The following is a 25,552-nucleotide window of genomic DNA, read 5'->3' on the forward strand; positions in this document are numbered from 1 at the left end:
GAAGATCGGCTGGGATCAATTGCCCTCGGGGTCATAGCCGCCCAGCGGGACCTGCGCATTGACGATGCCGCCATCCACGGGAATGGTCGTGCCAATGACATAGTCCCCTGCCCGGCTGGCGAGGAAGATCACCGCGCCCGAGATGTCCATCCAGTCGCCGACGCGCTTGTTCGGAATGCCCTTGGACACCATGTCGCCATGATCGCGCGCGGCCTTGTTCATGTCCGACGGGAACGCGCCCGGGCCGATGCCCGTGACATAGATGTGATCGCGCAGCAGCCTGACGGCCATCCGCTTGGTCAGCTGGATCAGCGCCGCCTTGCTCGCCTGATAGCTGTAGGTTTCCCACGGATTGATCCGCATGCCGTCGACCGACGAGATGTTGATGACCTTGGCCGGGGTCTCCGCGCTCGCACCCGCCTTGAGCAGACCGTGCAGCGACTGTGTGAGGAAGAACGGCGATTTGACGTTGAGGTCCATCACCTTGTCCCAGCCGATTTCGGGGAAATCCTCGAACTCTGCGCCCCAGGCAGCGCCGGCATTGTTGACCAGGATATCGAGCCGTTGCTCATGCTCGGCCAACTGCGCTGCGAGCTGGCGTGTTCCCTCGACACTCGAGACATCGGCGGGCAGCGAGATGCAGTTGGGGCCGAGTTCTTCCGCTGTGGCGTTGCAGGCATCGGCCTTGCGCGCCGAGATATAGACCTTGGCGCCGCCTGCGATCAGGCCCTGCGCGATCATCTTGCCGATGCCGCGCGAGCCGCCGGTGACCAGCGCAACCTTGCCTTTGACTGAAAACAGCTGTTCGAAATTCATCCTATTATCCTTCGTTGCGCAAGGCTTCCCTTGCGATGATGGTGCGCTGGATCTCGCTTGTCCCCTCATAGATGCGGAACAGGCGGACATCGCGGTAGAAACGTTCGATCCCGTAATCGGCGATATAGCCCGCGCCGCCGAAGATCTGCACCGCGCGGTCGGAGACGCGGCCGACCATTTCCGACGCAATCAGCTTGGCGCAGGCGCAATCCTCGGTGATGCGTTCACCGCGGTCCTTGGCGCGTGCGGTCTGCAGCACCAAAGCCTTGGCGGCCTTGGCCTCGGCGACGCTGTCGGCGATCATCGCCTGGATCATCTGAAACTCGGCGATCGGCTTGCCGAACTGCTTGCGCTCCTTGGCATAAGCAACGCTGTCCGCGATCAGCCGCTCGGCAGCGCCAACACACACCGCCGAGATATGCAGGCGGCCGCGGTCGAGAACGCGCATCGCGACCTTGAAGCCATCGCCTTCCGCGCCCAGCCGGTTTTCGGCAGGCACGCGGACATTGTCGAAGGTGACATCGCAGACATGCGCGCCCTGCTGGCCCATCTTGCGTTCGGGCTTGCCGACCGAAAGCCCCGGCAGATCGCGCGAGACGAGAAACGCGCTGACCCCTTTGGGGCCGGGACCGCCGGTGCGGGCCATCACCGTGAACAGGTCGGCCTTGTCGGCGTTGGTGATGTAGCGCTTCGAGCCGTTGAGCACATAAACGTCGCCATCAAGCTCTGCACGGGTCTTCACCGCGCCGCTGTCCGATCCGACATCGGGCTCGGTCAGCGCGAACGAGGTGATGATCTGCCCGCTGGCGATCAGCGGCAAGTACTTCGCTTTCTGCGCGTCGTTGCCATCCACCACCAACCCCTGGCTGCCGATGCCGACATTGGTGCCGAAGGTCGATCGCATCGCAGGCGACGTGCGCCCCAGTTCGAACGCTATACGGACCTCTTCCTCCATGTTGAGGCCGAGCCCGCCGAACTCCTCGCTGATCGACAGCCCGAACAGCCCAAGCTCGCGCATCTCCTGCACGAGGTCGTCGGGGATCTCGTCGGTCTCGGACACCTGCGCCTCCAGCGGACGCAGCCGTTCGGCCACGAACCGGCGGACGCCTTCGAGCAATGCGTCGAAAATATCGGGATCGAGTGCCATACCGCTCTCCTTGTGTCTCTCCCCTCCCGCCTGCGGGAGGGGTGGCTGAGGCGCAGCCGAAGCCGGGGCGGGCCTGAGCTGTTGCCAATTTCAGGCCCACCCCGGTCCAGCAAGCTGGACCTGCCCCTCCCGCTTGCGGGAGGGGAGAGGCTCATCAATACCCGAAAATCTCGGCAACCCGGCCTGCGTGGAAGTTCGCGTCGCCCATGAACTCGTTCAACGCCCGGTCGCGCTTCATGTAGAAGCCGATGTCGTATTCGTCGGTCATGCCGATGCCGCCGTGCATCTGCACGCCTTCGCGCACGACCAGATTGGTGGTGCGCCCTGCCTTGGCCTTGGCGACCGAGACATAGACCTCCGCGCTGTCCTTGCCTTCGTCGAGCAATTGCTGCGCCTTGAGCACCGCAGCGCGCGCGATCTCCATCTCGCTGTAGAGATGCGCCGAGCGATGCTGCAGCGCCTGGAACTCGCCGATCAGACGCCCGAACTGCTTGCGCTGCTTGAGATAATCGACGGTCATGTCCATCGCGCCAGCACCGACGCCGACCAGCTCGGCCGACGACCCTGCGCGGCCTGCGCGAAGCAGGGCCGACAGCACCTGCCAGCCGTTGTCGACCTCTCCGATCACCGCATCGCCATCGACCTCGACGCCGTCGAGCGTGACGTGCGCTGCCATCGCGCTGTCGACCAGCCGCGCGCTGTCCATCGACATGTTGGCCGCATCCTTGTCGACCGCAAACAGCGTGATGCCATCGGTTTCGCCCGGCGACCCGGCGGTGCGCGCCGCGACGATCAACGCGTCGGCGCTGGCGCCCTGGATCACGAACTGCTTTTGTCCGGTCAGCTTGAAGCCGTTGCCCGAACGCTCGGCCTTGGTCGCGATGTGAGCAGGCCGGTGCTTGGCGCCTTCGTCGATCGCCAGCGCCAGCACAGTGTTACCCGCCAGAATGCCGGGAAAGAACTTGTCCTTGAGATGCTGGCCGCCATGGTTGAGCGCGGACACACCTGCAATCGCGGTGGTCAGGAACGGCGACGGCGACAGGTTGCGGCCGATCTCCTCGAGCACCACGCCGGCTTCGACATGGCCGAGGCCAAGCCCGCCATCGTCTTCGCCGATCAGGATGCCGGTAAAGCCCATTTCGCCGAACTGCTTCCATAAGGCGTGACGGAAACCGTCCTTGCAGTTGTCGTCGCGCAGCTTCCGCAGATGGCTGACCGGCGCTTCGGATTTGAGGAATTCGCGTGCGCTGTCGCGCAGCATCGCCTGGTCTTCGTTGAGGTACATTGGCATGGGAATGTCTCGCAATCGTTCAGATTTTCGTTTCCCCGCGAAGGCGGGGACCCATCTCCTAAGGGTGCACCAAGCGCTACCTTCGGGAGATGGCCCCCTGCCTGCGCAGGGGATCGAGCAAAAAGGGCGTCAGGCGCTCAAGCCCCCGGCAGATCCAGGATGCGCTTTGCGATCACGTTGAGCATCACCTCGCTGGTGCCGCCCTCGATGCTGTTCGCCTTGGTGCGCAGCCAGTTGCGCGCCTTGGCGCCGCCCTTCGAAGCTTCGCTCTCCCATTCGAGCGCGTCCGAGCCATTGCCCGCCATCACCAGTTCGTGGCGGCGCTTGTTGAGCTCGGTCCCGGCGTACTTCATCATGTTCGGCTGCGCGGGATGGCCCTTGCCCGACTTCATTTCGTCGGTGAAGCGCTCGGCCATCGCCTTGAACGCCAATGCATCGACATCGAACTGCGCCAGCTCTGCACGCAGCAGACCATCGTCGAGCTGGCCGAGTCCATTGGCACCAATCGAGGCGAGCATCTGTGCGCCCAGCGACGGCGCGCCATCGCCCAGACCGCCGCCCGAGATCATCTCGCGCTCATGGCCGAGCAGGTATTTGGCGACATCCCAACCGCGGTTCAGCGGACCGACCATCTGCTCCTTGGGCACCACGACATCGTCGAAGAAGGTCTCGCAAAACGGCGAGTTGCCACTGATCAGCTTGATCGGCTTGGTCGAGACGCCCGGCGTTTCCATATCGAACAGCAGGAAAGAGATGCCCTGATATTTGTTGGTCTTGTCGGTGCGGACCAGACAGAAAATCCAGTCGCACTTGTCGGCATAGCTGGTCCAGATCTTGCTGCCATTGACGTTCCAGTGATCGCCTTTGTCTTCGCCGAACGTCTGCAGGCTGACGAGGTCCGAACCCGAACCCGGCTCCGAATAGCCCTGGCACCAGCGGATTTCGCCGCGGGCGATCTGGCCAAGATAATGCACTTTCTGTTCTTCGGTTCCGAAGTGCAGCAACGCAGGGCCGAGCATCCAGATGCCGAAGCTCGACAGCGGCGGCCGGGCATTGATCCGCGCCATTTCCTGCCGCAAAATTTTGGCCTCGCCAGCCGAAAGCCCGGCGCCGCCATAGGCCTTGGGCCAGTCGGGAACGGTGTAGCCCTTGGCCACGCAACGCTCGAGCCACAGCTTCTGCGCTTCGTTCTTGAAGGTCCAGTTGCGCCCGCCCCAGCAGACGTCATCCTCGCCGCGTACCGGTTCGCGCATCTCGGCCGGGCAGTTCGCCTCCAGCCACTCGCGCACGTCCAGCCTGAACTGATCGAGATCGCTCATCGTCATCCTCTCCCGCATGGTTAAATCCTGTGCGCGCTCTGGCCGGAAAGATTTTTCTGCGGTCAAAACTGCGCTTCGCGACTCAGTCTATGGTGGAGCGAACCGGGCTGCAAGCCTGTTGAATCCTACGCCGAATGCCGTAACGTCATCGCCAGCGGAGTTGACGTTTACGGCAGGCATCATATGGTGCGGCCAAGCAAAGCAAGCGGGAGAGAATCAATGCAGCGGGCCACCTGGTCCATCGCATCGCCAGCGCCACAAGGTGCGGCGGTGCCCCGGCCCGACCGTTGGCAACCCGCCGTCGGACAAGGCGATCGCCACGCATGACCGATCTTGCCAGCCTGACCACCAAGCCAGTAGCTGCCCGCGTGTCGATGGGCACCAAGCTGGCCTATGGGTTCGGGTCTGTGGCGTACGGCATCAAGGATAATGGTTTTGCCGTCTTCCTGCTGATCTACTTCAATCAGGTTGTCGGCATGCCCGCCGAACAGGTGGGACTGGCCGTGCTGATCGCGCTGATCGCGGACGCCTTCTTCGATCCGATCGTCGGGCACAAGTCCGATGCGACTCGCAGCCGCTGGGGGCGACGCCACCCCTGGCTGTATGCCGCAGCCGTGCCGATCGCCCTGTCATGGATCCTGCTGTGGAACCCGCCGCAGATCGGCGATGGCCTGATGTTCTTCTACGTCATTTTTGTGGCCATGGCGGTGCGCTTCTCGTTCTCGGCCTATGAGGTGCCAGCGCTCGCGATGCTGCCCGAGCTGACACGCGACTATCACGAGCGCACCGAGGTGCTGCGCTACCGCTTCCTGTTTGGATGGCTGGGCGGGCTGGTGATGCTGTATGCGGCCTATGCGCTGCTGCTCGTGCCCGAACCGGGCTACGACAATGGCATACTCAATCCCAACGGGTATCATCGCTATGCGGTGGTAGGGTCGATCGTGATGCTGATCTCGGTGGTTGTTTCGGCGCTGGGCACGCACAAATTGATGGCGCGGCCCAACCAGTCCGATGCCAAGAGCGTTTCGCACGGGTTCAGCGATTTTGGAGCGGCGCTGCGGTTTCGACCGTTCCAGATCCTGCTGGGCGCAGGCGTCTGCGCATTCGCCAGCCAAGGTCTGACGTTTGCACTGACCAACTATTTGCTGCTGTATGTCTGGGAGCTGCCGCCTTCGGCGTTCAACATCTATCCGTTCGTCCTGTTTGTCGGTGTGGCTCTCGCGTTCGGCATCGTCGGGCCGATGTCGCGCCGTCTGGAAAAGGGGCCGACCGGAGCAGTGTCGGCGGTGCTGTCATTGATCTTCGGCACCCTACCCTATTGGTTGCGCTGGTTGGGACTCTTTCCCGACAATGGATCGGACTTGGCGACCGCGGCGGTCCTGGGCCTGATCGCGCTGTCGATGACCTTCGGGATCTGCGCGATGATGATGATCAGTTCGATGATCGCCGATGTCACCGACGCACATGAAGCGCGCACCGGAAAGCGCACCGAGGGGATTTTCTTTGCCGGGTTCTTCTTCATGCAGAAATGCATCGGGGGCCTGGGAATTCTCGCCTCTGCGCTGATCCTGTCGATTGCCGGCTTTCCCGAAAACGCCCAGCCCGGTGAGGTCTCTGCAGAGGTGATCGACCGGCTCGCCATCACCTTTGCCATCACGGCGACCATCATCGGCATCGGTTGCGCGTGGCTGTTCACCCGCTTTCCCCTCGGCCGCGCCGACCACGAGGCACGGCTCGCCGAAATCGCAAAAGCCAGATTATCATGAAAGGACACCCCAAACATGGATTTTGATCTCAACGAGCGTCAGGCCTATTGGCGCGACCGCGTCCGTGCCTTCATCGAAAGCAACGTCCGCCCGCGCGAGCACGACTATCACCAACAGCAGGCCGAAGGCTCGCGCTGGAAGGTGCTGCCGGTGATCGAGGAAGAGAAGGCCAAGGCCAAGGCCGCAGGCATCTGGAACCTGTTCATGCCGCCGTCGAACCCCAATCTGGCGCATGTCGATGACAGCTTCGAGTTCGACGGTCCGGGCCTCACCAACCTCGAATACGCCTTGTGCGCCGAGGAAATGGGCCGCGTCGGCATGGCCAGCGAGGTCTTCAACTGCTCGGCGCCCGATACCGGCAACATGGAAGTGCTGCATCGCTATGGCACCCGCGCGCACAAGGACGAGTGGCTGAAGCCCTTGATGGATGGCGAAATCCGTTCTGCCTTTCTGATGACCGAACCCCAGGTCGCCTCGTCCGATGCGACCAACATCGAAACCTCGATCCGCCGCGAGGGCGACGAATATGTCATCAACGGCCGCAAATGGTGGTCGTCGGGTGCCGGCGATCCGCGCTGCAAGATCGCGATCGTCATGGGCAAGACCGATTTCGAGGCCAAGCGCCATGCCCAGCAGTCGATGGTGCTGATGCCGCTCGATGCGCCCGGTGTGAACATCGTGCGTCACCTGCCCGTGTTCGGCTATGATGATGCGCCCCACGGTCACATGGAAATCGAGCTCAAGAATGTTCGCATCCCGGCATCCAACATGCTGCTCGGCGAAGGCCGCGGGTTCGAGATCGCGCAGGGCCGCCTCGGGCCGGGCCGCATCCATCACTGCATGCGCACCATCGGTGTCGCCGAAGAAGCGCTCGCCAAGATGGCCCGTCGCCTGCAGACCCGTGTCGCCTTCGGCAAGCGCATTTCCGAATTCAGCATCTGGGAAGAGCGCCTCGCTACCGCCCGGATCGATATCGAGATGAACCGGCTGCTGTGCCTCAAGGCCGCAGACATGATGGACAAGGTCGGCAACAAATACGCCAAGGCCGAAATCGCCATGATCAAGGTGGCTGCGCCGCGCATGGCATTGAAGATCATCGACGATGCCATCCAGGCGCATGGCGGCGCTGGCGTGAGCGAAGACTTCGGTCTCGCCAAGGCCTATGCCCATATGCGCACGCTGCGGCTTGCCGATGGTCCCGATGAAGTGCACAACCGCACCATCGCGCGCATCGAGCTGGGACGCCATGGTGTGAACGATGACGACGGCGCATTGAGCTCGGGCGATCTGGGCGTGGCGCGCTGATCGATCTTCCCCCTCCCCTTGCGGGAGGGGGAAAGCCCCGCACAAGACGGGGGCGCAGGACGAAGGATAGGGCTTGGGAGAGCAACGATGAAAGCCGCCATCTGTTATGAGCCGGGCAAGCCGCTGGAGGTGCGCGAGGTCATCATCGACAAGCCTGGCCCGCGTGAGGTGCTGATCCGCACCGCAGCGACCGGGGTGTGCCGATCCGATCTTCACTTCGTCGACGGTACCTATCCGCATCCCCTGCCCTTCATCCCCGGCCACGAAGCTGCAGGAATTGTCGAGGCGGTGGGTGACGGCGTGTCGACTGTGAAGGTGGGCGATGCGGTGGTCACCTGCCTCAGCGCCTATTGCGGCCATTGCGAATATTGCGTCACCGGACAGATGTCGCTGTGCCTGGGCGGGGATACACGCCGCGCACCCGGCGCGCCGCCACGGCTGCGGCTCGAGGACGGACCGCTCAACCAGATGCTCAACCTGTCGGCTTATGCCGAAATGATGCTGATCCACGAGCACGCCTGTGTCGCGATCAATCCCGAGATGCCGCTGGACCGCGCCTGCGTAATCGGCTGTGCGGTCACCACCGGTGCGGGCGCGATTTTCAATGCCGCCGATCTGGTTCCCGGCGAGACCGTTGCAATCGTCGGCTGCGGGGGGGTCGGGCTGGCGGCGGTCAACGCCGCGAAGATTGCAGGCGCCGGGCGTATCATCGCAATCGATCCTGTTGCCGAGAAACGCGCGCTCGCTCACAGATTGGGCGCGACAGACATGATCGATTCGAGCGCCGACGGTGCCGCCGCGCAGATCATCGAGATGACCAAGGGCGGCGTCCATCACGCGATCGAAGCCGTCGGTCGGCCAGCATCGGGAGCAATGGCGGTGAAGGTCCTGCGGCGCGGCGGCACCGCGACCATTCTGGGAATGATGCCGCTCACCGAAAAGGTTTCCCTGGGTGCGATGGAGTTGCTTCAGGGCAAGAAGCTCCAAGGGTCGCTTATGGGCAACAACCGATTTCCCGTTGAAATTCCACGACTTGTGGAGTTCTATATGCGCGGGATGCTGGACCTCGACACGATTATTGCCGAACGCATGCCGCTCGAGCGGATCAACGATGCCTTCGATGCGCTGCGGGTCGGCGATTCCGCGCGCTCGGTGATCACATACAACTGATTGGGTGAGGATTTAAGCGATTATGGATCAGATCGACGCACAGGCGACGATGACCGGCACCATGGAGGTGCCCGAGCAGGACCGGCTTGACGAAGCGAAGCTCACGGCCTGGTTCGAGGCCAATGTCGAGGGCTTCTCCGGCCCGCTGACGATGTCCAAGTTCAAGGGTGGCCAGTCCAACCCCACCTACAAGGTAACCACCCCGGACGCTGCCTATGTGCTGCGGCGCAAGCCGTTCGGCACGCTGCTGCCGTCGGCGCATGCCGTCGATCGCGAATACCGTGTCCAGGCAGCGCTCTACGATCAGGGCTTTCCGGTCTCACGCCAGTTCGGCCTGTGCGAGGACGAGAGCGTCATTGGCTCGATGTTCTATGTCATGGCCTTCACGGATGGTGCGAGCTACTGGGATGGCACGCTGCCGGGCAAGACCCCCGATGAGCGAGCCGCGATCTACAACGCGATGATCGATACGCTGGCGCATCTGCACAGCTTCGATCCTGCCGCAATCGGGCTTGAAAGCTATGGCAAGCCGGGCAATTATTGTGCGCGACAGATCTCGCGCTGGACCAAGCAGTATCGCCTGTCCGAGACTGAAACTATTCCAGAGATGGACCAGCTGATTGCATGGCTTGAAAAAACCGTGCCCGAGCAGCGCGGATTCGGCATCGCGCACGGCGATTTTCGCATCGACAACATGATCTTCGCCAAGGATGAGCCCAAGGTGCTGGCGGTGCTTGATTGGGAGTTGTCGACGCTGGGTGATCCCATCGCCGACCTGTCCTATTTCCTGATGAGCTGGGTGCAGCCCGCCGAGGGCCGCAACGGGTTGCTGGGTGTGGACTTGCAGGCGCTGGGAATTCCGACGATGGAAGAAGCCATGGCGCGCTACAGCGAAAAGGCCAGGCTGGATCATGTGCCGGATCTCGACTGGTACCTGGCCTACAATCAGTTCCGGATTGCCGCGATTTTGCAGGGCATCAAGAAACGCGTGATCGATGGGACCGCTTCGAGCTCTCAGGCCGAGCAGATGGCCCAGCGGGTGATTCCGCTCGCGCAGGCTGCCTGGGCCTATGCCAAGAAGGCCGGGGCGCGCTAAGCATGTCCAGCTTCGATCTGACCGGGCGTGTCGCAGTCATCACCGGTTCTTCGCGCGGCATCGGCGCTTCCACCGCGCGCAAGCTGGCAGAGCATGGCGCCAAGGTTGTCATTTCAAGCCGCAAGCAGGATGCCTGCGATGCGCTGGCGGCCGAGATCAACGCGCAGCACGGTACGGCCACTGCGATCGCCATCGCTGCCAGCATATCGCGCAAGGAGGATCTTCAGAACCTCGTCGATCAGACGCGCGCGCAACTGGGACCGATCGACATTCTTGTCTGCAACGCGGCGAGCAATCCGTATTACGGCCCGATGGGAGGAATCAGCGACGACCAATTCCGCAAGATCCTCGACAACAACATCCTGTCCAATCACTGGCTGATCCAGATGGCGCTACCAGACATGCGCGCCGCCGGGCGCGGATCGGTGATCATCATCTCTTCGATCGGTGGAATGCAGGGTGCTCGCAGCATCGGGGTGTACAACATCTCGAAGGCAGCGGACTTCCAGCTCGCCCGCAATCTCGCAGTCGAACTGGGCGTCGACAATATCCGCGTCAACTGCATCGCACCGGGCCTGATCCAGACAGATATGGCGCGCGCCTTGTGGGAGGACGAGAAGCTAATGGGCTATGTTCGCACCGTCACCCCGCTGCGGCGGATCGGGCAGCCCGATGAGATCGCCGACGCAGCGGTGTTTCTGGCTTCGGATGCATCGACCTATATCACCGGCCAGTCCATCGTCATCGATGGCGGCACCACTATCGCAGCGGCGATCTGACAGCCGTATCAGGAGGGAATTTCATGGATCTTCAGGGCAAGGTTGCCATCGTCACGGGCGCGGGCAGCGGCATCGGCAGGGCGAGCTGCCTGCTGTTCGCACAGCACGGCGCCAAGGTCATCGCGAGCGACATCACCGGCAAGCAGGACGAAACGGCTGCGGAGAATCCGGGCGCGATTACGGCAGTCCAGGCTGACGTTAGCAAGGAAGCCGATGTCCAGATGCTCGTCAGCAAGGCTGTCGAGCAGCAAGGCAAGCTTGATGTGTTCTTCGCCAACGCGGGCATTTCCGGCGGGTTCGACGGCATCTTCGACCAGACCGTCGAGGAATGGGAGCGTATCCTGGCGATCAACCTGATCGGGCCGTTTCTCGCGATCAAGCATGCGGGCAAGGCGATGGCCGACGCCGGCAACGGTGGATCGATCATCTGTACCGCCTCGGTTGCGGGCTTGCGTTCGGGAGCAGGCGGTCCTGCCTATACCGCGAGCAAGGCTGGCGTGATCAATCTTGTGCGGATTGCTGCGCAGCAATTGACCGGCAGCGACGTGCGCTGCAACGCCATCTGCCCTGGCCTGATTCAGACGGGGATGACCGAATTCATCTATACCAAGGCGCGCGAGAAGGGCTTTGAGGACAAGATCGGTCAGCTCAACCCCATGCAGCGCGGTGGCGTTCCCAACGAGATCGCAGAGGCGGCCCTGTTCTTGGCGTCCAACAGGTCGAGCTATGTGAACGGGCATGCGCTGGTGGTCGACGGCGGGCTCAGCACTTCGCATCCCTATGCCCGGCAGCGTTTTGGCCAGACCGCCACGTGAGCTATCAACCATCCATGGAGCAATGGACTTTTCCAGATGAGTATTTTTGTGTCTGACCCGGCTGACCTTGGCTTCAACCAGGATTTGCTCGAGCGCATTCCGACCCATATCCAGAGCAAGTATCTGGAAACCAAACGCCTGCCGCATGCCGCGGTGCTGATCGGGCGGGGGCACGAGGTGGCGCAGCTTTCGCTGCAGGGCGAGGCGCGCCCGGGGCAGCCGCTTGCGGAGAATGCGATTTTCCGGATCGCCAGCATGACCAAGCCGATCACCTCGGTCGCGTTCATGCAGCTTGTCGAGGAAGGAAAGCTGGCGCTCTCGGATCCTGTTCACCGGGTGATCCCCGAATGGAAGAACCTCGGCGTTTTCGTCTCAGGCGGCGGCGCCCAGCCATTCGTCACGCGGCCGACAACTCAACCGATGCGGATGATCGACCTGCTGCGGCACACCTCGGGGCTGACCTATGGCTTTCAGGAGCGCACGCCGATCGATGCGGCGTACCGCAAGCACAAACTGGAAGCCTTTGCCGGCCCCGATCTCGAAGAGTTTATCCGCATCCTGGCGGATGTCCCGCTGCAGTTCGATCCCGGCACGTCGTGGAACTATTCGATCTCGACTGACATACTCGGCGCGATCCTCCAGCGTGTCGATGACAAGCCGCTCGACCAGATCATCGCGGATCGGGTCACCGCGCCGCTGGGTATGGACGACACGCATTTCCAGATTCCCGAGGGCAAGCTGGATCGCGTCCCCGATTGCTATGTCTTCCACCCCACCGAGCGGATGAAGATGTACGATCCCGGGGCGACCACCGCCTGGGGCCGCAAGCCCAGCCAGCTTTCGGGCGGTGGCGGCATGGCTTCGACCCTGGCCGACTATCACCGGTTCTGCCGGATGCTGCTCAACGGCGGCACGTTGGATGGCGTGCGCATCCTGGGCCGCAAGACGCTTGATCTGATGATCGCCAACCACCTGCCCGGCGGCGGCGACCTGACCCAGCACAGCAAAGCGCTGTTCAGCGAGGCAGAGAATGCTGGCGCAGGCTTTGGCCTGGGATTTGCCACCACCATCGACAGCGCCGCAACCGGCGTCCCCGGCTCGGTCGGCGACTTCTATTGGGGCGGCATGTTCTCAACCGCGTTCTTCGTCGATCCGGTCGAAGACATCGTGATGATCTTCATGACGCAGCTTATGCCGTCCAGCACCTATCCCATCCGGCGAGAGATCAAGACGATGCTCTACGCCGCCGTCGAATAACCAAAGGAAAACCGATATGTCCGATTCCCCGATCTCCACCGAGAAACGCGGCGATGTTCTGATCGTCACGTCCAACAACCCACCGGTCAACGCGCTCGGCGCGGGTGTACGCACCGGACTGGAAGCTGCCCTCAATGAAGCCGCCGCCGATGACGGCATAAAGGCGATCGTGCTGATCTGTGCTGGCCAGACTTTCTTCGCCGGGGCCGACATCACCGAATTCGGCAAACCGCCTGTCGAACCCATGCTCCCCGCGATCATCGCGCGCATGGAAGCCTTCGACAAGCCGGTGGTCGCTGCGATTCACGGCACCGCTTTGGGTGGCGGGCTGGAGACCGCACTGTGCGCGCACTACCGCATCGCTGTTCCCTCGGCGAAGCTTGGGGTGCCTGAAGTGAAGCTTGGCCTGCTCCCCGGTGCCGGCGGCACCCAGCGCCTGCCACGCGTGGTTGGCGTCAAGGCAGCGCTCGAGATGACTGCCAAGGGCGATCCTGTGTCCGCAAAGCTGGCGCACCAATGGGGGCTCGTCGATGAGCTGGCCGAGGAAGGCGCGCTGCTGGAGGCTGCGCTGGCCTTCGCCGACAAGATCAAGGCCGTCCGTCCGATCCCCCGGGTCAGCGAAAAGGCAGCCGTCGCTGACGACGCCGCGATCGAAGCGTTCAAGAAAGAGAACGCGCGCAAGTTCCGTGGCTTCGACGCACCTGCCGCCAACATCGCCTGCGTCGAGGCGGCGACCCGCCTGCCCTTCGCCGAAGGCCTCGAATTCGAACGCACCGAGTTCATGAAGCTGATGTTCGGATCGCAATCCGCAGCCCAGCGTCACATCTTCTTCGCCGAACGCAAGGCGAGCAAGATCGACGGCATCGCCAGCGACATCGCGTTGCGTCCCATTGCCAAGGTCGGCGTGATCGGCGCCGGCACGATGGGCGGCGGCATCACGATGAATTTCCTGTCGGCAGGCATCGCCGTCACCATCGTCGAGCAGGCCGAAGACGCGCTTAACCGTGGTGTCGGTGTCATCCGCAAGAACTACGAGGCGAGCGCCGCGAAGGGCCGCCTGACCAGCGAGCAGGTCGAAAAGGCGATGGGGCTGCTGACGCCATCGCTGTCGCTCGATGACCTTGCCGATTGCGACCTGATCATCGAGGCGATCTTCGAGAACATGGACGTCAAGAAAGAGGTGTTCGGCAAGCTCGACGCGATTGCCAAGCCCGGCGCAATCCTGGCGAGCAACACCAGCTATCTGAACGTGGATGAGATTGCGGCATCGACCAGCCGTCCGCAGGACGTGCTCGGCATGCACTTCTTCTCGCCCGCCAACATCATGAAGCTGCTTGAGGTCGTCCGCGGCGCCCAGACCGCTGACGATGTCCTCGCCACGGTCATGGGTCTGGCCAAGAAGATCAAGAAGGTCGCAGTGGTCGCGGGCGTGTGCCACGGCTTTATCGGCAACCGCATGCTGATGCCGCGCCAGGTTGAAGCCAACAAGCTCCTGATGCAGGGTGCAACGCCCGAGCAGATCGACCGGGTGCACGTCGAGTTCGGGATGCCGATGGGCCCGTTCCAGATGAGCGATCTGGCCGGCGTCGATATCGGCTGGCACCGGGACCCGAGCCGGATTGAATCGATCCGCGATGCCCTGTGTGCCGAAGACCGCTGGGGCCAGAAAAAGGGCGCTGGCTTCTATGATTATGACGAGAAGCGCAATCCGACGCCAAGCGCCCGGGTCGCGGAGATCATCGAGGATTTCCGCTCACGCTCGAACATGCCCAAGCGCGACATCAGCGATCAGGAGATCATCGAGCGCACGCTGTATACCATGGTCAACGAGGGCGCGATGATCCTCGAAGAGGGCATGGCGCAGCGCGCCTCGGATATCGATGTGGTCTGGATCTACGGCTATGGCTGGCCGGTTTATCGCGGCGGCCCGATGTTCTGGGCGGGGCTGGAAGGCACCCCCAAGATCGTCGAAGGGCTCAAGAAACACGGCTTTGCCATATCGCCGCTGTTGGCCGAGAAGGCTGAGAAAAACGAAGGCTTCTGATACAAAAAACCCCGCCGGAGCATCTCCGGCGGGGTTTTTCTCAGATCAACGTAATGCTCAGGCGGCGCCGAGGATCGCATCGACCGCAGGCTGGTTCGCCGCGCTGACGGTGCCCTTAGCGCGCAGTTCCTCGCCGATTGGCTTGGCCTGCTCGAGATAGCTCGCTTCGCCGGTTGACTGGTTGAGACCGATGAGGCTCGAGAATTCGGCGTTTGCCAGTTCCGCATCGGCCGGATCAGCCGCGCGACCTTCCTTGACGATCGCCAACGCCTGCTCGAAATTCGGCTGGGCAGCGGCCTTGTTTTCCTGGTTGAGGTTGAAGTTGCCCAGATTCACCAGAATGGACACCAACGTTCCACGCACGCCGGTATTGGCCTTGTCCGACTCGTAAACCTTCATCCACAGGGGAGCAGCTTCGGTGTACAGCGGCGGGATGGCATCGATGTTGCCCATCGCGCCCTGCGAATTCGCTGTGATCGTCAGCGCACTCGCAAGGAATCCGGCGTTCTGGATGCTGTTGGGATCGCGGCTCACGATGTCGCGGATCACGGGAAGCGAAGGCTCGAGCTTGGCAACGGCCTCGGCGTGATTGCCGGCAGCCTGTGCCTGTTGAGCGGCGGTGAAATCGGCGACCGCCTTGTTCTGCGCCTCAGCCTGTTCGGCAGTCAACTGCGGTGCGGCGCCCTGTGCTGCGGGAGCAGCCTGTGCGGCTGGTGCCGCCTGGTCGGCGGGTGCCGCTTGGTCGGCGGGTGCAGGCTGCGCTTCAGCGGGGGCAGCCGGATCAGCCGGAGCGGCCGTCTGGGCCAGAGCCGGAGCGCCCGACAAGGCCAGCGCGCTGGAAGCAAAAAGAATCGAAATCGCAGACTTCATCATGGGGAAATTTCTCCTTGAGATGGTGTGCTCGGCGCCAACGACCTAGGCTTGAAAAAGCCCGGGACACCAATCGGCGCAAGCACGGGATGGAACAACAGCAACAAATACGGAACGCTGAAGCGATCCTATCGTTCCCGGTTGGCGTCGCGGGCCATACAGCAAAAGCGGGCCGCATCGTCAAATGCAGCACGGCGCAACTGGCGTGTGGTTTCCGCATCCGCGTCGGTTCCCCACAGTTCGACCTGCCAGAGCTCCTCAAGGCAAACCGCCTGCCAAATTCGTTCGGAATCAAAGGCTTTTTCTATCAATGCCAGGGCTGCGATCAGCGATCCACCGATGCTTGCCAGCGTGGTGAGGCCCGCCAATCCGGACGGATCGAAGCTCTCGACGACGGCCTGCAGGCGGGACAGGCTGTGCTGGGACTGCGGCTGATGGATGATACCGGCGACCCTGACCAAGCCTATGTCATAGCGCTTTTCGGACCAGGTCAAGATCGGCTCCCAGACCTCCTGCTGTCTGGTTGCCAGAGGATCGCCCGGGTCAGCGCGGTAACACAGCGTGTCGGTCGCGCCATAGGCCAGGATGTCGCTGACGAACCTGCCGCGGTCGGGGAGGATGCGGTCGATCGCGGCATTGGCAAAGCCGGTCATCGGCATGGTGGCGATGACGATGTCCTCGCCCTGCCCCGCCCATTCATCTGCCACACTTTGCGCCATTTCGGCCGTTGGCAGCACGAGCGGCGCACGCGCGGGCGTCCTGACGGGACGATCGTCCAGCAGCAACTGATACCCCGCCTCGGCGTCGGCGACAGATACGGTCTTGTAGAAGCGCTTCATGCTGCGGCCATCATTGCGTGGGGGGAGACTTCCAGCGCGCGGCCAGCACCCGCGGCAGAACGATCATCCCGACGATACCGAGCACCAGCAGCCCATAGCCGACGGCATTGGGAATGCCGTCGAACCTGCCATAGGACACCGCCACGGCGAGCGCGATGGTGATCGCTCCGGCAAGCCGCACCGCGCCGATGATGAAGAACCGGGTACGGGCCTTCCGATCGTCCGGGCTCATGCGGCCTTCCCGGCGATGTGGTCAAAAAGCTCGTCCATCGAATAGGCAATGCTGTCGGCTCCGGCGAGGGTCAGTTCGGCCGCGTCGTGATAGCCCCAGTCCACGCCGATGGCGCGCACCTGAGCAGCGACACCCATCGCCATGTCATAGCTGGTATCGCCGATCATCACTGCCAACGCCGGGTTGGCGCCAGCGTCGGCCAGGGCCTGGTAGATCATCGAAGGGTGTGGCTTGGACGGATGCCGGTCGGCGGTCTGGAGCGATACGAACCGGTGCTTGATCCCGTGATGGGTCAGACACAGATCCAGTCCGCGATCGGATTTGCCCGTGGCCACCGCAAGCATCCAACCATCCTGCTCGAGACGGTCGAGCAGGCCGACAAGTCCTTCGTACAACGGCTCGTGCTGCAAGGTGCCGTTACCGCGCAGTTCGTGAAACGCGTTCTTGTAATGATCGGCCAGCACGACGTGGAACTGCGGCTCGGCCTCCGGCAACATCACCCGCATCGCCTCGACCAGCGACAGGCCGACAATCCGCCGGACCCGGTGGTGATCGGGATGCCCCAGGCCTTCGGCGGCAAAGGCCATTTCCATCGCCCGACAGATATTGGCCTGGCTGTCGACCAGCGTTCCGTCGCAATCGAAGATCGCAAGCCGGCTCGTCATGGTCGCCGGGGTGCCTTCGGCGCCGTGCGCGGGGTCACGGGCTTGGACCGCGCACCGGGCTTTCCGGGTGCAGCGGGTTTGGCCTTGCCCGCCGGTTTGCCCTTGCCGACAGGGGCGGCTGCCCCCGAGCGGCTGCGACGCTCGCCGCGCCGTTCCTTGCGGATCGTCTTGGCATGCGCGCGAGCCTGCTGCTTCTTGACTTCGCGGGTGGCGGGCTCCGGCCCCTCGTCGGCGAACGCGGTCTCGCCCAGCGCCAGATCGAAGCCCAGGCTTTCCATCGATTCAGCGAAATGCTCGGGCAGTTCGGCGGTGACATCGAGCGCCGGGCCGTCGGGGTGCGCGATCCGTAGACGGCGGGCGTGCAGGTGCATCTTGCGGCTGATCGTTCCGGTCAGAAATGCGTTCTGTCCGCCATATTTGCCATCGCCGACAATCGGGTGCCCGATCGCCGCCATATGCACGCGCAGCTGGTGGGTGCGTCCGGTGAACGGCTGCAGTGCGACCCACGCCGCGCGCGACCCGGCGCGCTCGATCACCTGATAGGCGGTACGCGACGGCTGGCCGTTCTCTTCGTCGACATGCATCTTCTCGCCGCCGGTTCCCGGCTGCTTGGCGAGCGGCAGTTCGATCAGGCCGGAATAGATATCAGGCACGCCAACGACCAGCGCCCAATAGATCTTCTTGGCATTGCGCCCGGCAAAGCGCTTGGCAAAATAGGCGGCGCTCCCGGGAGTCCGCGCAAGCAGCAGCACCCCCGATGTATCCTTGTCGAGCCTGTGCACGAGCCTCGGCCGGACAACGCTGTCGAACATCAGGGCCTCGCCCAGCCCGTCGACATGGGCATGCGTGCGGGTGCCGCCCTGCGTCGCGAGGCCTGGCGGCTTGTTGATCACCAGTGCAGCGCGATCACGATGGATCACCATCGATTGCGCATAGGCAACCTGATCCTCGCTCAGTGTCTTGGGCATGACCCGCGCGGTTTGCTGTTCGGGCTCCGCCTCGGACGGAGGGATGCGAATCGTCTGACCGGCTGCGATGCGATCGCCGGGCCCGACGCGCTTGCCATCGAGCCGAACCTGACCGGTCCGCGCCCAGCGCGAAACGAGATTGAAGTTCACATCGGGCAGATGCCGGTGGAACCAGCGATCGAGCCGGATCCCGTCGTCATCGGTATCGATGGTGAACTGGCGCGCCTCGCTGGAGGTCTGGATGGCGCCGGCCGGGGCTTGAGCCGCCGGCTTGCTCGCCGGTCCTGCGCGCTTGATCGGGACCTTGCGGACGGGAGGCTTCATGTCAGCCCCCGCGTCATGACAAACCCGGCGGCCAGCGCGGCGAGCGAGAGCCCTACCGACGCCAGCGCATAGCCAACCGCCGCTGCGACCTGCCCGCGTTCGAGCATCTGCAACATCTCGAGGCTGAAGGCTGAAAAGGTGGTGAAGCCGCCAAGCAAGCCGACGCCCGCAAACAACCGCATCGGTTCGCCGACATGGTCGCGCAACAGCAGCGCAGCGAGCACGCCCATCGCGAGGCCGCCGATGACGTTGACGCCAAGCGTTGCAAAAGGATAACCGGTGTGGCCCAGCCGGACCGCCAGTTGCGTCCCCTGAAACCGCAAAGCAGCGCCCAAAGCGCCGCCTGCCATCACCAGTCCGGTGGCCTTGAATGTAAGATGAGCGTCCATCCGGCCTGCCTTAGCGGGATTGCACGGTTATTGGCTAGGTCTATTTGGATGGCGCCGCGATCACGGCCAAGACATCATCCTGATGGCCGGCGGGGTTGTCAGACCGGATGTCCATCGCGGGCAGCCGTTTCGGCCTTCGCCAGCTCATCGCCTTCGGCACCATCCACGGCGTCGGCCGCTTCGCGGGCCTTGGCTTCGACCTTCTGCTTGTCACCGGCAAACTCTTCCTGCGCTTCGCGGTAATTCTGCGCGGCCTTGTAGTTGCCCTCGCCAAATTCCTTGCCCGCATTGGGGTGTTGGCTGTCCTGTGCCATGTCTGCCTCCTTGAGTGCCGGATGGATCGATGTTCCAACCGTTACGCAGACCCGCCCCCTCAAGTTCCCGTGCGCGTGAAGATCTGGCTGAACCAGCTTGCCGACGCGTTGGCGGTCGTTCGCGGCGGCAAGGCACTCGAACATTCGAGGCACCAAGCCTGCACTCCCTGCGCGCCACTGAGCAGGTTCAGATCGCCGAGGACCTGACCCAATGCGGCATGCTGCCGCCATGCAAGCTGCGCTACCAGCCCTCGCGCCTGCTTGCTGTCGTCAGAAGGCGTGAACATGCCTGAGACGAACTGCTCGAAAGCGTCGGGTTTGGTTTCGAGGTAATGCACTGAATAGGCATCGTCCTTCAACTTGGCGCGCTTTGCAGCCTCGGCGATCGCATCATCGATCGATCCGAAGCGGTCGACCAGCTTGATCTGGCGCGCGGTGCCGCCATCCCAGACCCGGCCCTGCGCGATGTCATCCACTTGGGCTGGAGTCATGCCGCGTGCCTTGCCGACCAGACCCAGGAATCGGCGATAATCGTGCTCGATCGTGCGCTGGATGAAGGTGTCCACGGTGCTGTTGAAGCCGCCAAGCAGATCGGGCTGGCCCGAAAGGTCGGTGGTCGCAACGCCGTCCGCCTTGACGCCATAATCCGCCAGGGCGCGCTCGAAACTGGGCAATACCGCGAAAATGCCGATCGATCCGGTGATCGTGGAAGGCTCGGCAAAGATGGTGTCGCCTGCAGTGGCGACCCAATAGCCGCCGCTGGCCGCAACATTGCCCATCGATATCACCACGGGGATCTTCCTGCCGCGATAGGTTTCGATCGCTCGCCGGATCTGCTCGGACGCAAACGCCGATCCTCCGGGCGAGTCGACGCGCACCACCAGGGCCTTCAGATTGTCGCGCTGCAGTCCCTCGTGGAGCAGCTCTTCGATGCGGTCGCCGCCTGCGGTTCCAGGCCCGGCCTTGCCATCGACGATGGTGCCCGCAATGGTGATCACGCCGACCTCGTCGCCGCCGGTCTTGGCCGGATTGGCCGCAACCCAGTCGGTCAGGCTGGTATGCTTGAAGGCGCCAGGGCCCTCGTCTTCGTCGGCGCCTGCCAGCGCGGCGACGCGCTTGCCGAACGCGGTGCGGTCACCGACCTTGTCGATGATCTTCCGATCGGTCGCCAACTTGACCAGATCGCCGTTGACCGCAGTAATGGCCGCAGCCGGATCGGCAATATACCCAGCCAGATCCGCCGCGGGCCGAGCCTTCTTCACATCGGCCTGCCAGTTCGCCCAGATCGGCTCGTACACCGCGAGCAGCGCCTGTTTGGCCTCGGGCGACTGGTCGGACCGCAGATAGGGTTCGACCGCACTTTTGAAGGTGCCGACGCGGTAGACGTGCGCGGTCACTTTGAACCGATCGAGGAAATCCTTGTAATACAGCCGCGATCCGCCGGGACCGGTAAAGGCGGCGCCGCCCATCGGGTCGATCCAGATTTCGCTGGAGTGCGCTGCCAGCAGATAGGCTGCGTCGCTGTAGAAGGTCGCAAAGCTGTAGATCGGCTTGCCCTTGGCCTTGGCCCGGCTCAGCGCCTCGCCGATCTGTTCGAGCGACACCTGTCCGCCGCCCATGAACCGGTCGAGATCGAGCGCGATGACCTTGACGCGATCGTCGTCAGCCGCCGTATCGATCGCCCGGATGACATCGCGCTCGCGGAATTGCTTGAGCGGCGCCTGCCCGCCGAGCAGGGTTGCCACCGGATCGATGTTTTCGGGCTCTTCGACGATCACGCCGTCGAGCTTCACCAGCAGCGCGCCATCGGTCACCGCAGCCGGATTGGGCCGCCATGACAAGGCTGCGAGAATCAGGCCGAAGAACAACAGCATGGCCAGCAGGACAAGCCCGTCCTTGATCGCGACCAGCACCTTCCAGGCGCCTTTTACAAAACCCATGATCCGATATGCTCCGCTACGGGCGGATATGCCCCAGCGCTCTATCTAGGGACGGCTCGGCTGATTTGCCACCGGTTCGCGCGACAGACGGCTGACACGGTTCGATGACCGGCAAAATGCGCGATCACCACCGTAGCAACGGGGTGACGACCACCCGCCCCCCGATCGCACATCCACCAATCGCCACCGTATACCATGTGCCGATATAGACGACCGCATTTTCGCTGCAGGAGATGCTATAGGCCGCCGCGCCCAGGGCGCCCGCCGCCAGCCCGACCAGCCATCCGGTCCGCTCGGGCGAGACCGGAGCGCCGCGCCTGAGCCACGCTGTCATGGCCAAACCGATCGCTACCGCACACAGCATGCTCATCTGCAGACACTGCTGCCCATATTGCGGGTCGAGCAGACGCCGCGCCTGATCGACCGAGCGGATATCGGCCAGCCAGACAAAGCCCGCGCCCAGTGGAAAGACCGCGGCGACAGCAAGAGCCCATCTCCAGCCCCCGGGGCGCTCGCTACCAACTAAGGGCGTCGATGCCGATAACGCGGCCACTGCAGCCGCTGTTCCCAACGCCAGCAGTGCGGCAGAGCGCAGCAGGAACATCCAGTGCGGAACGCCGTTTGCCAGGTCGCCGCGCACCCCGAGCCGGAGGCCGATCGCGAGCGCGCATACCGCCATCATGGCCAAGGCAATGACCATTCCCTCGCGCAGCCGGATCTGCCGCACGGGCATCAGATCGTCCACTAGGGCATCGATATTGAAGCGGTCCGCGTCGGAACCATCCGGCGCAGAAGTATCCTTAACCATGCTTACATCCAGTTCGTGTCGCGCAGCATGGGACGGATCCATGAGCCTGCGAAATCGCCTCGGCGGCGCTCAATCTGTTCCATAAAGATTCGGTCACCACGCCCATAGGGTTACACCTCCTCGATCAAGGCGCTCATCCTGCGGATGCCGCGGTGGATGTTGACCTTGACCAGCGATTCGGATTGGCCGGTGCGTGTCGCAGCCTCGGCGATGCTGTAGCCTGCGATCTTGACCAGCCGGATGACTTCGGCCTGCGGTGCGGGAATTTGCTGCAGCAGGGCATCGATGCTGAGGCTATCGACCACGATGTCATCCTGCGGCGCGGCGTGCAGCGCGTCATCGAGCCCGGTCTCGTTGGCGCGGTAGACTTTGCGCAGGTGATCGATCCAGCGATACCTCCCAATGGCGGCAAGCCAGGGCAGGAAGGCGCGCGCGCCATCGTAGCTCGCGCGCTTGCGATGCACCGAGATCAACGTGTCCTGCACCAGATCGTCGATCTGCGAAGGCGGAATGCGCCGCGTGAAATAGCGCGTCAGCCACGCCTGGCATTCGTGCAGCAGCCGCGCATAGGCGTGCTGGTCACCTGCCTGAGCAGCCAGCATCAGTTGCCGCAGCGTATCATCCTGGCTGGCCATATGGCGTGAAACCTACGCGGCCAGCACAAAAGCAGCAAGCATCAGGACCGTGCGCCCTTCGATGCCAACGCCTGGTCCGCAAGCCGGTCCAGCGCAAACAGTCCGCCACCGCGCGCGATCAGCACCAGCGCGAGGCCAAACCACATGACATGCGGGGTCCAGAACGCGTCGGGATAGACGAAAAGCTGGATCACCGCCGTCATCAGCAGCAGGCCAGCGGCGCCGAACCGCGTCGCCAGGCCGAGCATGACCAGCGCAGACAGACCATGCTCGGCATAGGTCGCGAGCACGCCGGTGACCTCGGGCAAAGGCATATGATACTCGTCGCGGAACAGATCGAAGGTTATCGGGTCGATCTGCAGCCAGCTGCCATCGACGATCTTGGTGCGCGCAGAGCGCCAGAACTGCGCCGCGAGCGCGAGCCGGACGAGCAGCAGGACGAACCCTTCGAACAAACGGGTATCAAGCAGCGCGAGGATGCGCTGGATCAGCGAAATCATGGGCAAGGCTTCCGGTTGGGCCTGGATATGTCGAGGCTTCGGAAAAATTCCCGGGTTATCGGCCGTGCACGGGCATCGACAGGACAACGCAAACCGTCGTCGCTCGACCCTCCGAACCTGGCGTCAGCCCCCCGGCCTTGTCAGCGCGCCTGCCTCTATCAAGGCAAAGACCGCAGGCAAGGCCTCAGCCTCGCCCAGTGTTTCGATGGCCGCTTGCAGAAGGTTACCCATGTTTGCGCAATTTTTTGCGCGGATCGCGAGCGTCGTCTGCGCGGTGCCGAGCGCAAGCAGGCGCACCGTCTCCTCAGGACGCGTCACGAGGACGGCAGCAGTGTCATCGCTTCGTGCGGCCAAGTCCGGGATCAGACCGGCGACGGCGCTGGCGATCTCTACCACCCGCGTGGCAGGGTGCGGCATCACCGGCATGCCAAGCAACCTCGCTTCGTCATACTGCGCCAGATCAGCAAGTTGCAGCGCCGCGACGTCTGCCGCGTGATAGCTTTGCAGCCATGCCCACTCCACTTTGGCGAGGCCCGACGCCAGCGGGTTGGCAGCTGACGCCTCCAGATAATCGGCAAACCCTTCGCCGATCCCCATGAGCTTGCGCCGGCGCACCGCGGGCAGATCGATGAAATCACGCGACAGCGCGTTGAACGCTTCAGCGCCGACGTGCGCCAACGTGCGCGGATAGGTCTGCTCCAGCGCAACCAGCCGCGCGTGGCTGATGGTGTTGGCATGTGCCTTCAGACCCAGCAACGCGCGATCCGGATCGCCAGCGAACATCCCGGAAGGAAATGACTCGGGCCCCTGTTGCAGCACCGCGACAAAGCGCGCCTGATCGTCTGCCAGATCGGACATCGGCTCAGACGGCCTGCAACAGCGGAGACGCAGCCCGCGCCATATGGTCGCCGGCCTTCTGCGCCTGTGCCATCAGAACCGCGAAATCGGGCACATCCGTATCCCATTCGATCAGTACCGGCCTTGGCCCTGCCCTGCCGATAAACCGGTCGAACAGTTGCCAGGTCAGATCCGATACCGGGCTGCCATGGTCATCGATCAGCAGTGCGCGATCGTCGTGCCACTCAGTGGCATGGCCCGCGAGGTGGATTTCGCCAACAATCGCCGGGTCGATGGCGTCGACATAGGCGAAGGGATCGGTCTGGAGGTTGGTACAACTCACCTCGACATTGTTGATGTCGAACAGGAGCCCGCACCCGCTCTGTGAACACAGAGCATGGATGAAGCCGACCTCGTCCATTTCGTCCTTTGCGAACGCCAGATAGCGCGACGGGTTCTCGATCAGGAGCGGGCGTCTGAGGCGATCCTGAACCCGTCCGATTTGCGCCGAAACATGGTCGAGCGATGTGCGGGTATAGGCAATGGGAAGCAGATCGGGATAGCGGTCAGCGCCGTTGCCCGACCAGCTGAGATGGTCGGACACGCTTGCCGGCTCGTACCGGTCGCACAAAGCAGCGAGCTGATCGAGCTCGTCTGTATCCAGCCCATCGGCCGTGCCGATCGACAGGCCGACGCTGTGGAAGCTGACCGGCAACCGCTCTGCAACTGCAGTCAGCCAGCGATGGGGCGGCCCACCATCGACGAAATAGTTCTGCGGGTGCACCTCTACCCATGCAGGCGCGGCGCTACCCGGTTGGGGCTCCAGAACATCGCGATAGTGGGCCGGCTTGAGCCCGATGCCTGTATTGGGGGGCAGCGTCATCGGGCCGGTCTTCATCGAGTCGAGATCAGCTCTTCGGGGCAGGTTTCTTGGCGCCCTTCATGGGAGCCAGCGAACCGCCCATCTTGGTGCATTCACCCTTGGCGACATATTTCCAGGCATCACCCTGGTAGTCGATGGTCGAGGTTCCGGCGCACGAGGTGCCGGGTCCTGCCGCGCAGTCGTTCTTGCCCTTCAGCGAAACGCCGTAGCATTTTTCTTTCTCGCCAGCCGCGGCAGCAGGCGTGGCGGCAACGGTGGCAGCGGCGAGCACGGCAGCAGCCGCGGCGCCCAGGGTCAACATGGAATTCGACATCGGATCATCCTCTCGGTTCATATGGTCAGGTGTAGATCAACAGTCACTGGCGGGCGGCGAAGATGGCGTGTTGCGCCTGCCCGTCTTTCCGTTCGTCGCGTAATGTGGCGAGGTTACCGCGTTTGCGCTGCCCACGCAAAAATTTCCGTGCCCCGCCACTTGACCGCTGCGCGCTGACCGCTATCTAGCGCTTCGTTAGCACTCACCCCGATAGAGTGCTAATCGCGGAC

26 protein-coding genes are annotated in these 25,552 nt (G+C 63.2%); 8 read left to right on the top strand and 18 right to left on the bottom strand.

Going from position 1 to position 25,552, the window contains the following annotated elements; translation table 11 throughout:
• Positions 1-15: 15 nt before the first annotated feature.
• From QUV11_RS12610 to QUV11_RS12625, 4 genes are all read right to left on the bottom strand, one after another.
• Positions 16-816, bottom strand: coding sequence for an SDR family NAD(P)-dependent oxidoreductase (locus QUV11_RS12610; protein ID WP_300883227.1), 801 nt, complete (start codon positions 814-816; stop codon positions 16-18).
• Positions 817-820: 4 nt separating this feature from the next.
• Positions 821-1,963, bottom strand: a complete 1,143-nt coding sequence (locus tag QUV11_RS12615; RefSeq protein ID WP_300883229.1) for an acyl-CoA dehydrogenase family protein — start codon at positions 1,961-1,963, stop codon at positions 821-823.
• A gap of 154 nt (positions 1,964-2,117) precedes the next feature.
• Positions 2,118-3,254, bottom strand: coding sequence for an acyl-CoA dehydrogenase (locus QUV11_RS12620; RefSeq protein ID WP_300883231.1), 1,137 nt, complete (start codon positions 3,252-3,254; stop codon positions 2,118-2,120).
• A gap of 137 nt (positions 3,255-3,391) precedes the next feature.
• Positions 3,392-4,573, bottom strand: a complete 1,182-nt coding sequence (locus tag QUV11_RS12625) for an acyl-CoA dehydrogenase family protein (RefSeq protein WP_289619563.1) — start codon at positions 4,571-4,573, stop codon at positions 3,392-3,394.
• 323 nt (positions 4,574-4,896) lie between these two features.
• Here QUV11_RS12625 and QUV11_RS12630 point away from each other — a divergent pair, with 323 nt between their 5' ends.
• The 8 genes from QUV11_RS12630 (at position 4,897) to QUV11_RS12665 (ending at position 14,805) form a co-directional block, all read left to right on the top strand.
• Positions 4,897-6,339, top strand: coding sequence for an MFS transporter (locus tag QUV11_RS12630; protein WP_300883234.1), 1,443 nt, complete (start codon positions 4,897-4,899; stop codon positions 6,337-6,339).
• A 15-nt stretch (positions 6,340-6,354) separates the two neighbouring features.
• Positions 6,355-7,644 (top strand): acyl-CoA dehydrogenase family protein, encoded by a 1,290-nt coding sequence (locus QUV11_RS12635; RefSeq protein WP_300883235.1) that lies wholly within the window; start codon positions 6,355-6,357, stop codon positions 7,642-7,644.
• A gap of 87 nt (positions 7,645-7,731) precedes the next feature.
• Positions 7,732-8,814 carry a Zn-dependent alcohol dehydrogenase gene (locus QUV11_RS12640; protein WP_300883237.1) on the top strand — a complete coding sequence of 361 codons (1,083 nt, stop codon included), beginning with the start codon at positions 7,732-7,734 and terminating at the stop codon, positions 8,812-8,814.
• A gap of 22 nt (positions 8,815-8,836) precedes the next feature.
• The gene (locus tag QUV11_RS12645) at positions 8,837-9,910 is read left to right on the top strand and encodes a phosphotransferase family protein (protein ID WP_300883239.1); all 1,074 of its coding nucleotides are present in this window, start codon (positions 8,837-8,839) and stop codon (positions 9,908-9,910) included.
• A gap of 2 nt (positions 9,911-9,912) precedes the next feature.
• Positions 9,913-10,689, top strand: coding sequence for an SDR family NAD(P)-dependent oxidoreductase (locus QUV11_RS12650; RefSeq protein ID WP_300883242.1), 777 nt, complete (start codon positions 9,913-9,915; stop codon positions 10,687-10,689).
• Between the two features lie 23 nt (positions 10,690-10,712).
• On the top strand, positions 10,713-11,504 hold the full coding sequence (locus QUV11_RS12655; protein ID WP_300883244.1) for an SDR family NAD(P)-dependent oxidoreductase: 792 nt from the start codon (positions 10,713-10,715) through the stop codon (positions 11,502-11,504).
• A 36-nt stretch (positions 11,505-11,540) separates the two neighbouring features.
• Positions 11,541-12,761 (top strand): serine hydrolase, encoded by a 1,221-nt coding sequence (locus tag QUV11_RS12660; protein ID WP_300883246.1) that lies wholly within the window; start codon positions 11,541-11,543, stop codon positions 12,759-12,761.
• Between the two features lie 16 nt (positions 12,762-12,777).
• Positions 12,778-14,805, top strand: coding sequence for a 3-hydroxyacyl-CoA dehydrogenase NAD-binding domain-containing protein (locus QUV11_RS12665; RefSeq protein ID WP_300883248.1), 2,028 nt, complete (start codon positions 12,778-12,780; stop codon positions 14,803-14,805).
• 57 nt (positions 14,806-14,862) lie between these two features.
• Here the strand turns inward: QUV11_RS12665 and QUV11_RS12670 are convergent, their stop codons facing one another.
• The 14 genes from QUV11_RS12670 to QUV11_RS12735 all read right to left on the bottom strand — a co-directional run bounded on the left by QUV11_RS12670 (position 14,863) and on the right by QUV11_RS12735 (position 25,322).
• Positions 14,863-15,678, bottom strand: coding sequence for a hypothetical protein (locus QUV11_RS12670; RefSeq protein ID WP_300883250.1), 816 nt, complete (start codon positions 15,676-15,678; stop codon positions 14,863-14,865).
• 125 nt (positions 15,679-15,803) lie between these two features.
• Entirely contained in the window at positions 15,804-16,514 is a 711-nt protein-coding gene (locus QUV11_RS12675) for an ATP12 family chaperone protein (protein WP_300883252.1), read from the bottom strand.
• A gap of 10 nt (positions 16,515-16,524) precedes the next feature.
• On the bottom strand, positions 16,525-16,746 hold the full coding sequence (locus tag QUV11_RS12680) for a hypothetical protein (protein ID WP_300883254.1): 222 nt from the start codon (positions 16,744-16,746) through the stop codon (positions 16,525-16,527).
• Positions 16,743-17,411 (bottom strand): HAD-IA family hydrolase, encoded by a 669-nt coding sequence (locus tag QUV11_RS12685; RefSeq protein ID WP_300883256.1) that lies wholly within the window; start codon positions 17,409-17,411, stop codon positions 16,743-16,745. Before QUV11_RS12685 ends, QUV11_RS12680 begins: the two co-directional genes overlap by 4 nt.
• Positions 17,408-18,703, bottom strand: coding sequence for an RluA family pseudouridine synthase (locus QUV11_RS12690; protein ID WP_300883258.1), 1,296 nt, complete (start codon positions 18,701-18,703; stop codon positions 17,408-17,410). The genes QUV11_RS12685 and QUV11_RS12690 overlap by 4 nt, the downstream gene beginning before the upstream one ends.
• On the bottom strand, positions 18,700-19,092 hold the full coding sequence (gene crcB, locus QUV11_RS12695) for a fluoride efflux transporter CrcB (RefSeq protein ID WP_300883260.1): 393 nt from the start codon (positions 19,090-19,092) through the stop codon (positions 18,700-18,702). Before crcB ends, QUV11_RS12690 begins: the two co-directional genes overlap by 4 nt.
• A gap of 98 nt (positions 19,093-19,190) precedes the next feature.
• Entirely contained in the window at positions 19,191-19,406 is a 216-nt protein-coding gene (locus tag QUV11_RS12700) for a hypothetical protein (RefSeq protein ID WP_300883262.1), read from the bottom strand.
• Positions 19,407-19,465: 59 nt separating this feature from the next.
• Positions 19,466-21,346, bottom strand: a complete 1,881-nt coding sequence (gene sppA / locus QUV11_RS12705) for a signal peptide peptidase SppA (RefSeq protein ID WP_300883263.1) — start codon at positions 21,344-21,346, stop codon at positions 19,466-19,468.
• A 124-nt stretch (positions 21,347-21,470) separates the two neighbouring features.
• A complete protein-coding gene (locus QUV11_RS12710) occupies positions 21,471-22,154 on the bottom strand; it encodes a DUF1109 domain-containing protein (RefSeq protein WP_300883264.1) in 684 nt (227 codons plus the stop codon).
• Positions 22,155-22,264: 110 nt separating this feature from the next.
• Positions 22,265-22,789: a sigma-70 family RNA polymerase sigma factor gene (locus QUV11_RS12715; RefSeq protein ID WP_300883265.1), complete on the bottom strand. Its 525-nt coding sequence runs from the start codon at positions 22,787-22,789 to the stop codon at positions 22,265-22,267.
• 41 nt (positions 22,790-22,830) lie between these two features.
• The gene (locus tag QUV11_RS12720) at positions 22,831-23,289 is read right to left on the bottom strand and encodes a DoxX family protein (RefSeq protein ID WP_300883266.1); all 459 of its coding nucleotides are present in this window, start codon (positions 23,287-23,289) and stop codon (positions 22,831-22,833) included.
• A 123-nt stretch (positions 23,290-23,412) separates the two neighbouring features.
• Positions 23,413-24,147, bottom strand: a complete 735-nt coding sequence (locus QUV11_RS12725) for a putative DNA-binding domain-containing protein (protein ID WP_300883267.1) — start codon at positions 24,145-24,147, stop codon at positions 23,413-23,415.
• Between the two features lie 4 nt (positions 24,148-24,151).
• A complete protein-coding gene (locus QUV11_RS12730; protein WP_300883268.1) occupies positions 24,152-25,009 on the bottom strand; it encodes a DUF692 domain-containing protein in 858 nt (285 codons plus the stop codon).
• Between the two features lie 25 nt (positions 25,010-25,034).
• The gene (locus QUV11_RS12735; protein WP_300883269.1) at positions 25,035-25,322 is read right to left on the bottom strand and encodes a DUF2282 domain-containing protein; all 288 of its coding nucleotides are present in this window, start codon (positions 25,320-25,322) and stop codon (positions 25,035-25,037) included.
• Positions 25,323-25,552 lie beyond the last annotated feature (230 nt).

The organism is Blastomonas sp., from assembly GCF_030373265.1.
Classification (GTDB): Bacteria; Pseudomonadota; Alphaproteobacteria; order Sphingomonadales; family Sphingomonadaceae; genus Blastomonas.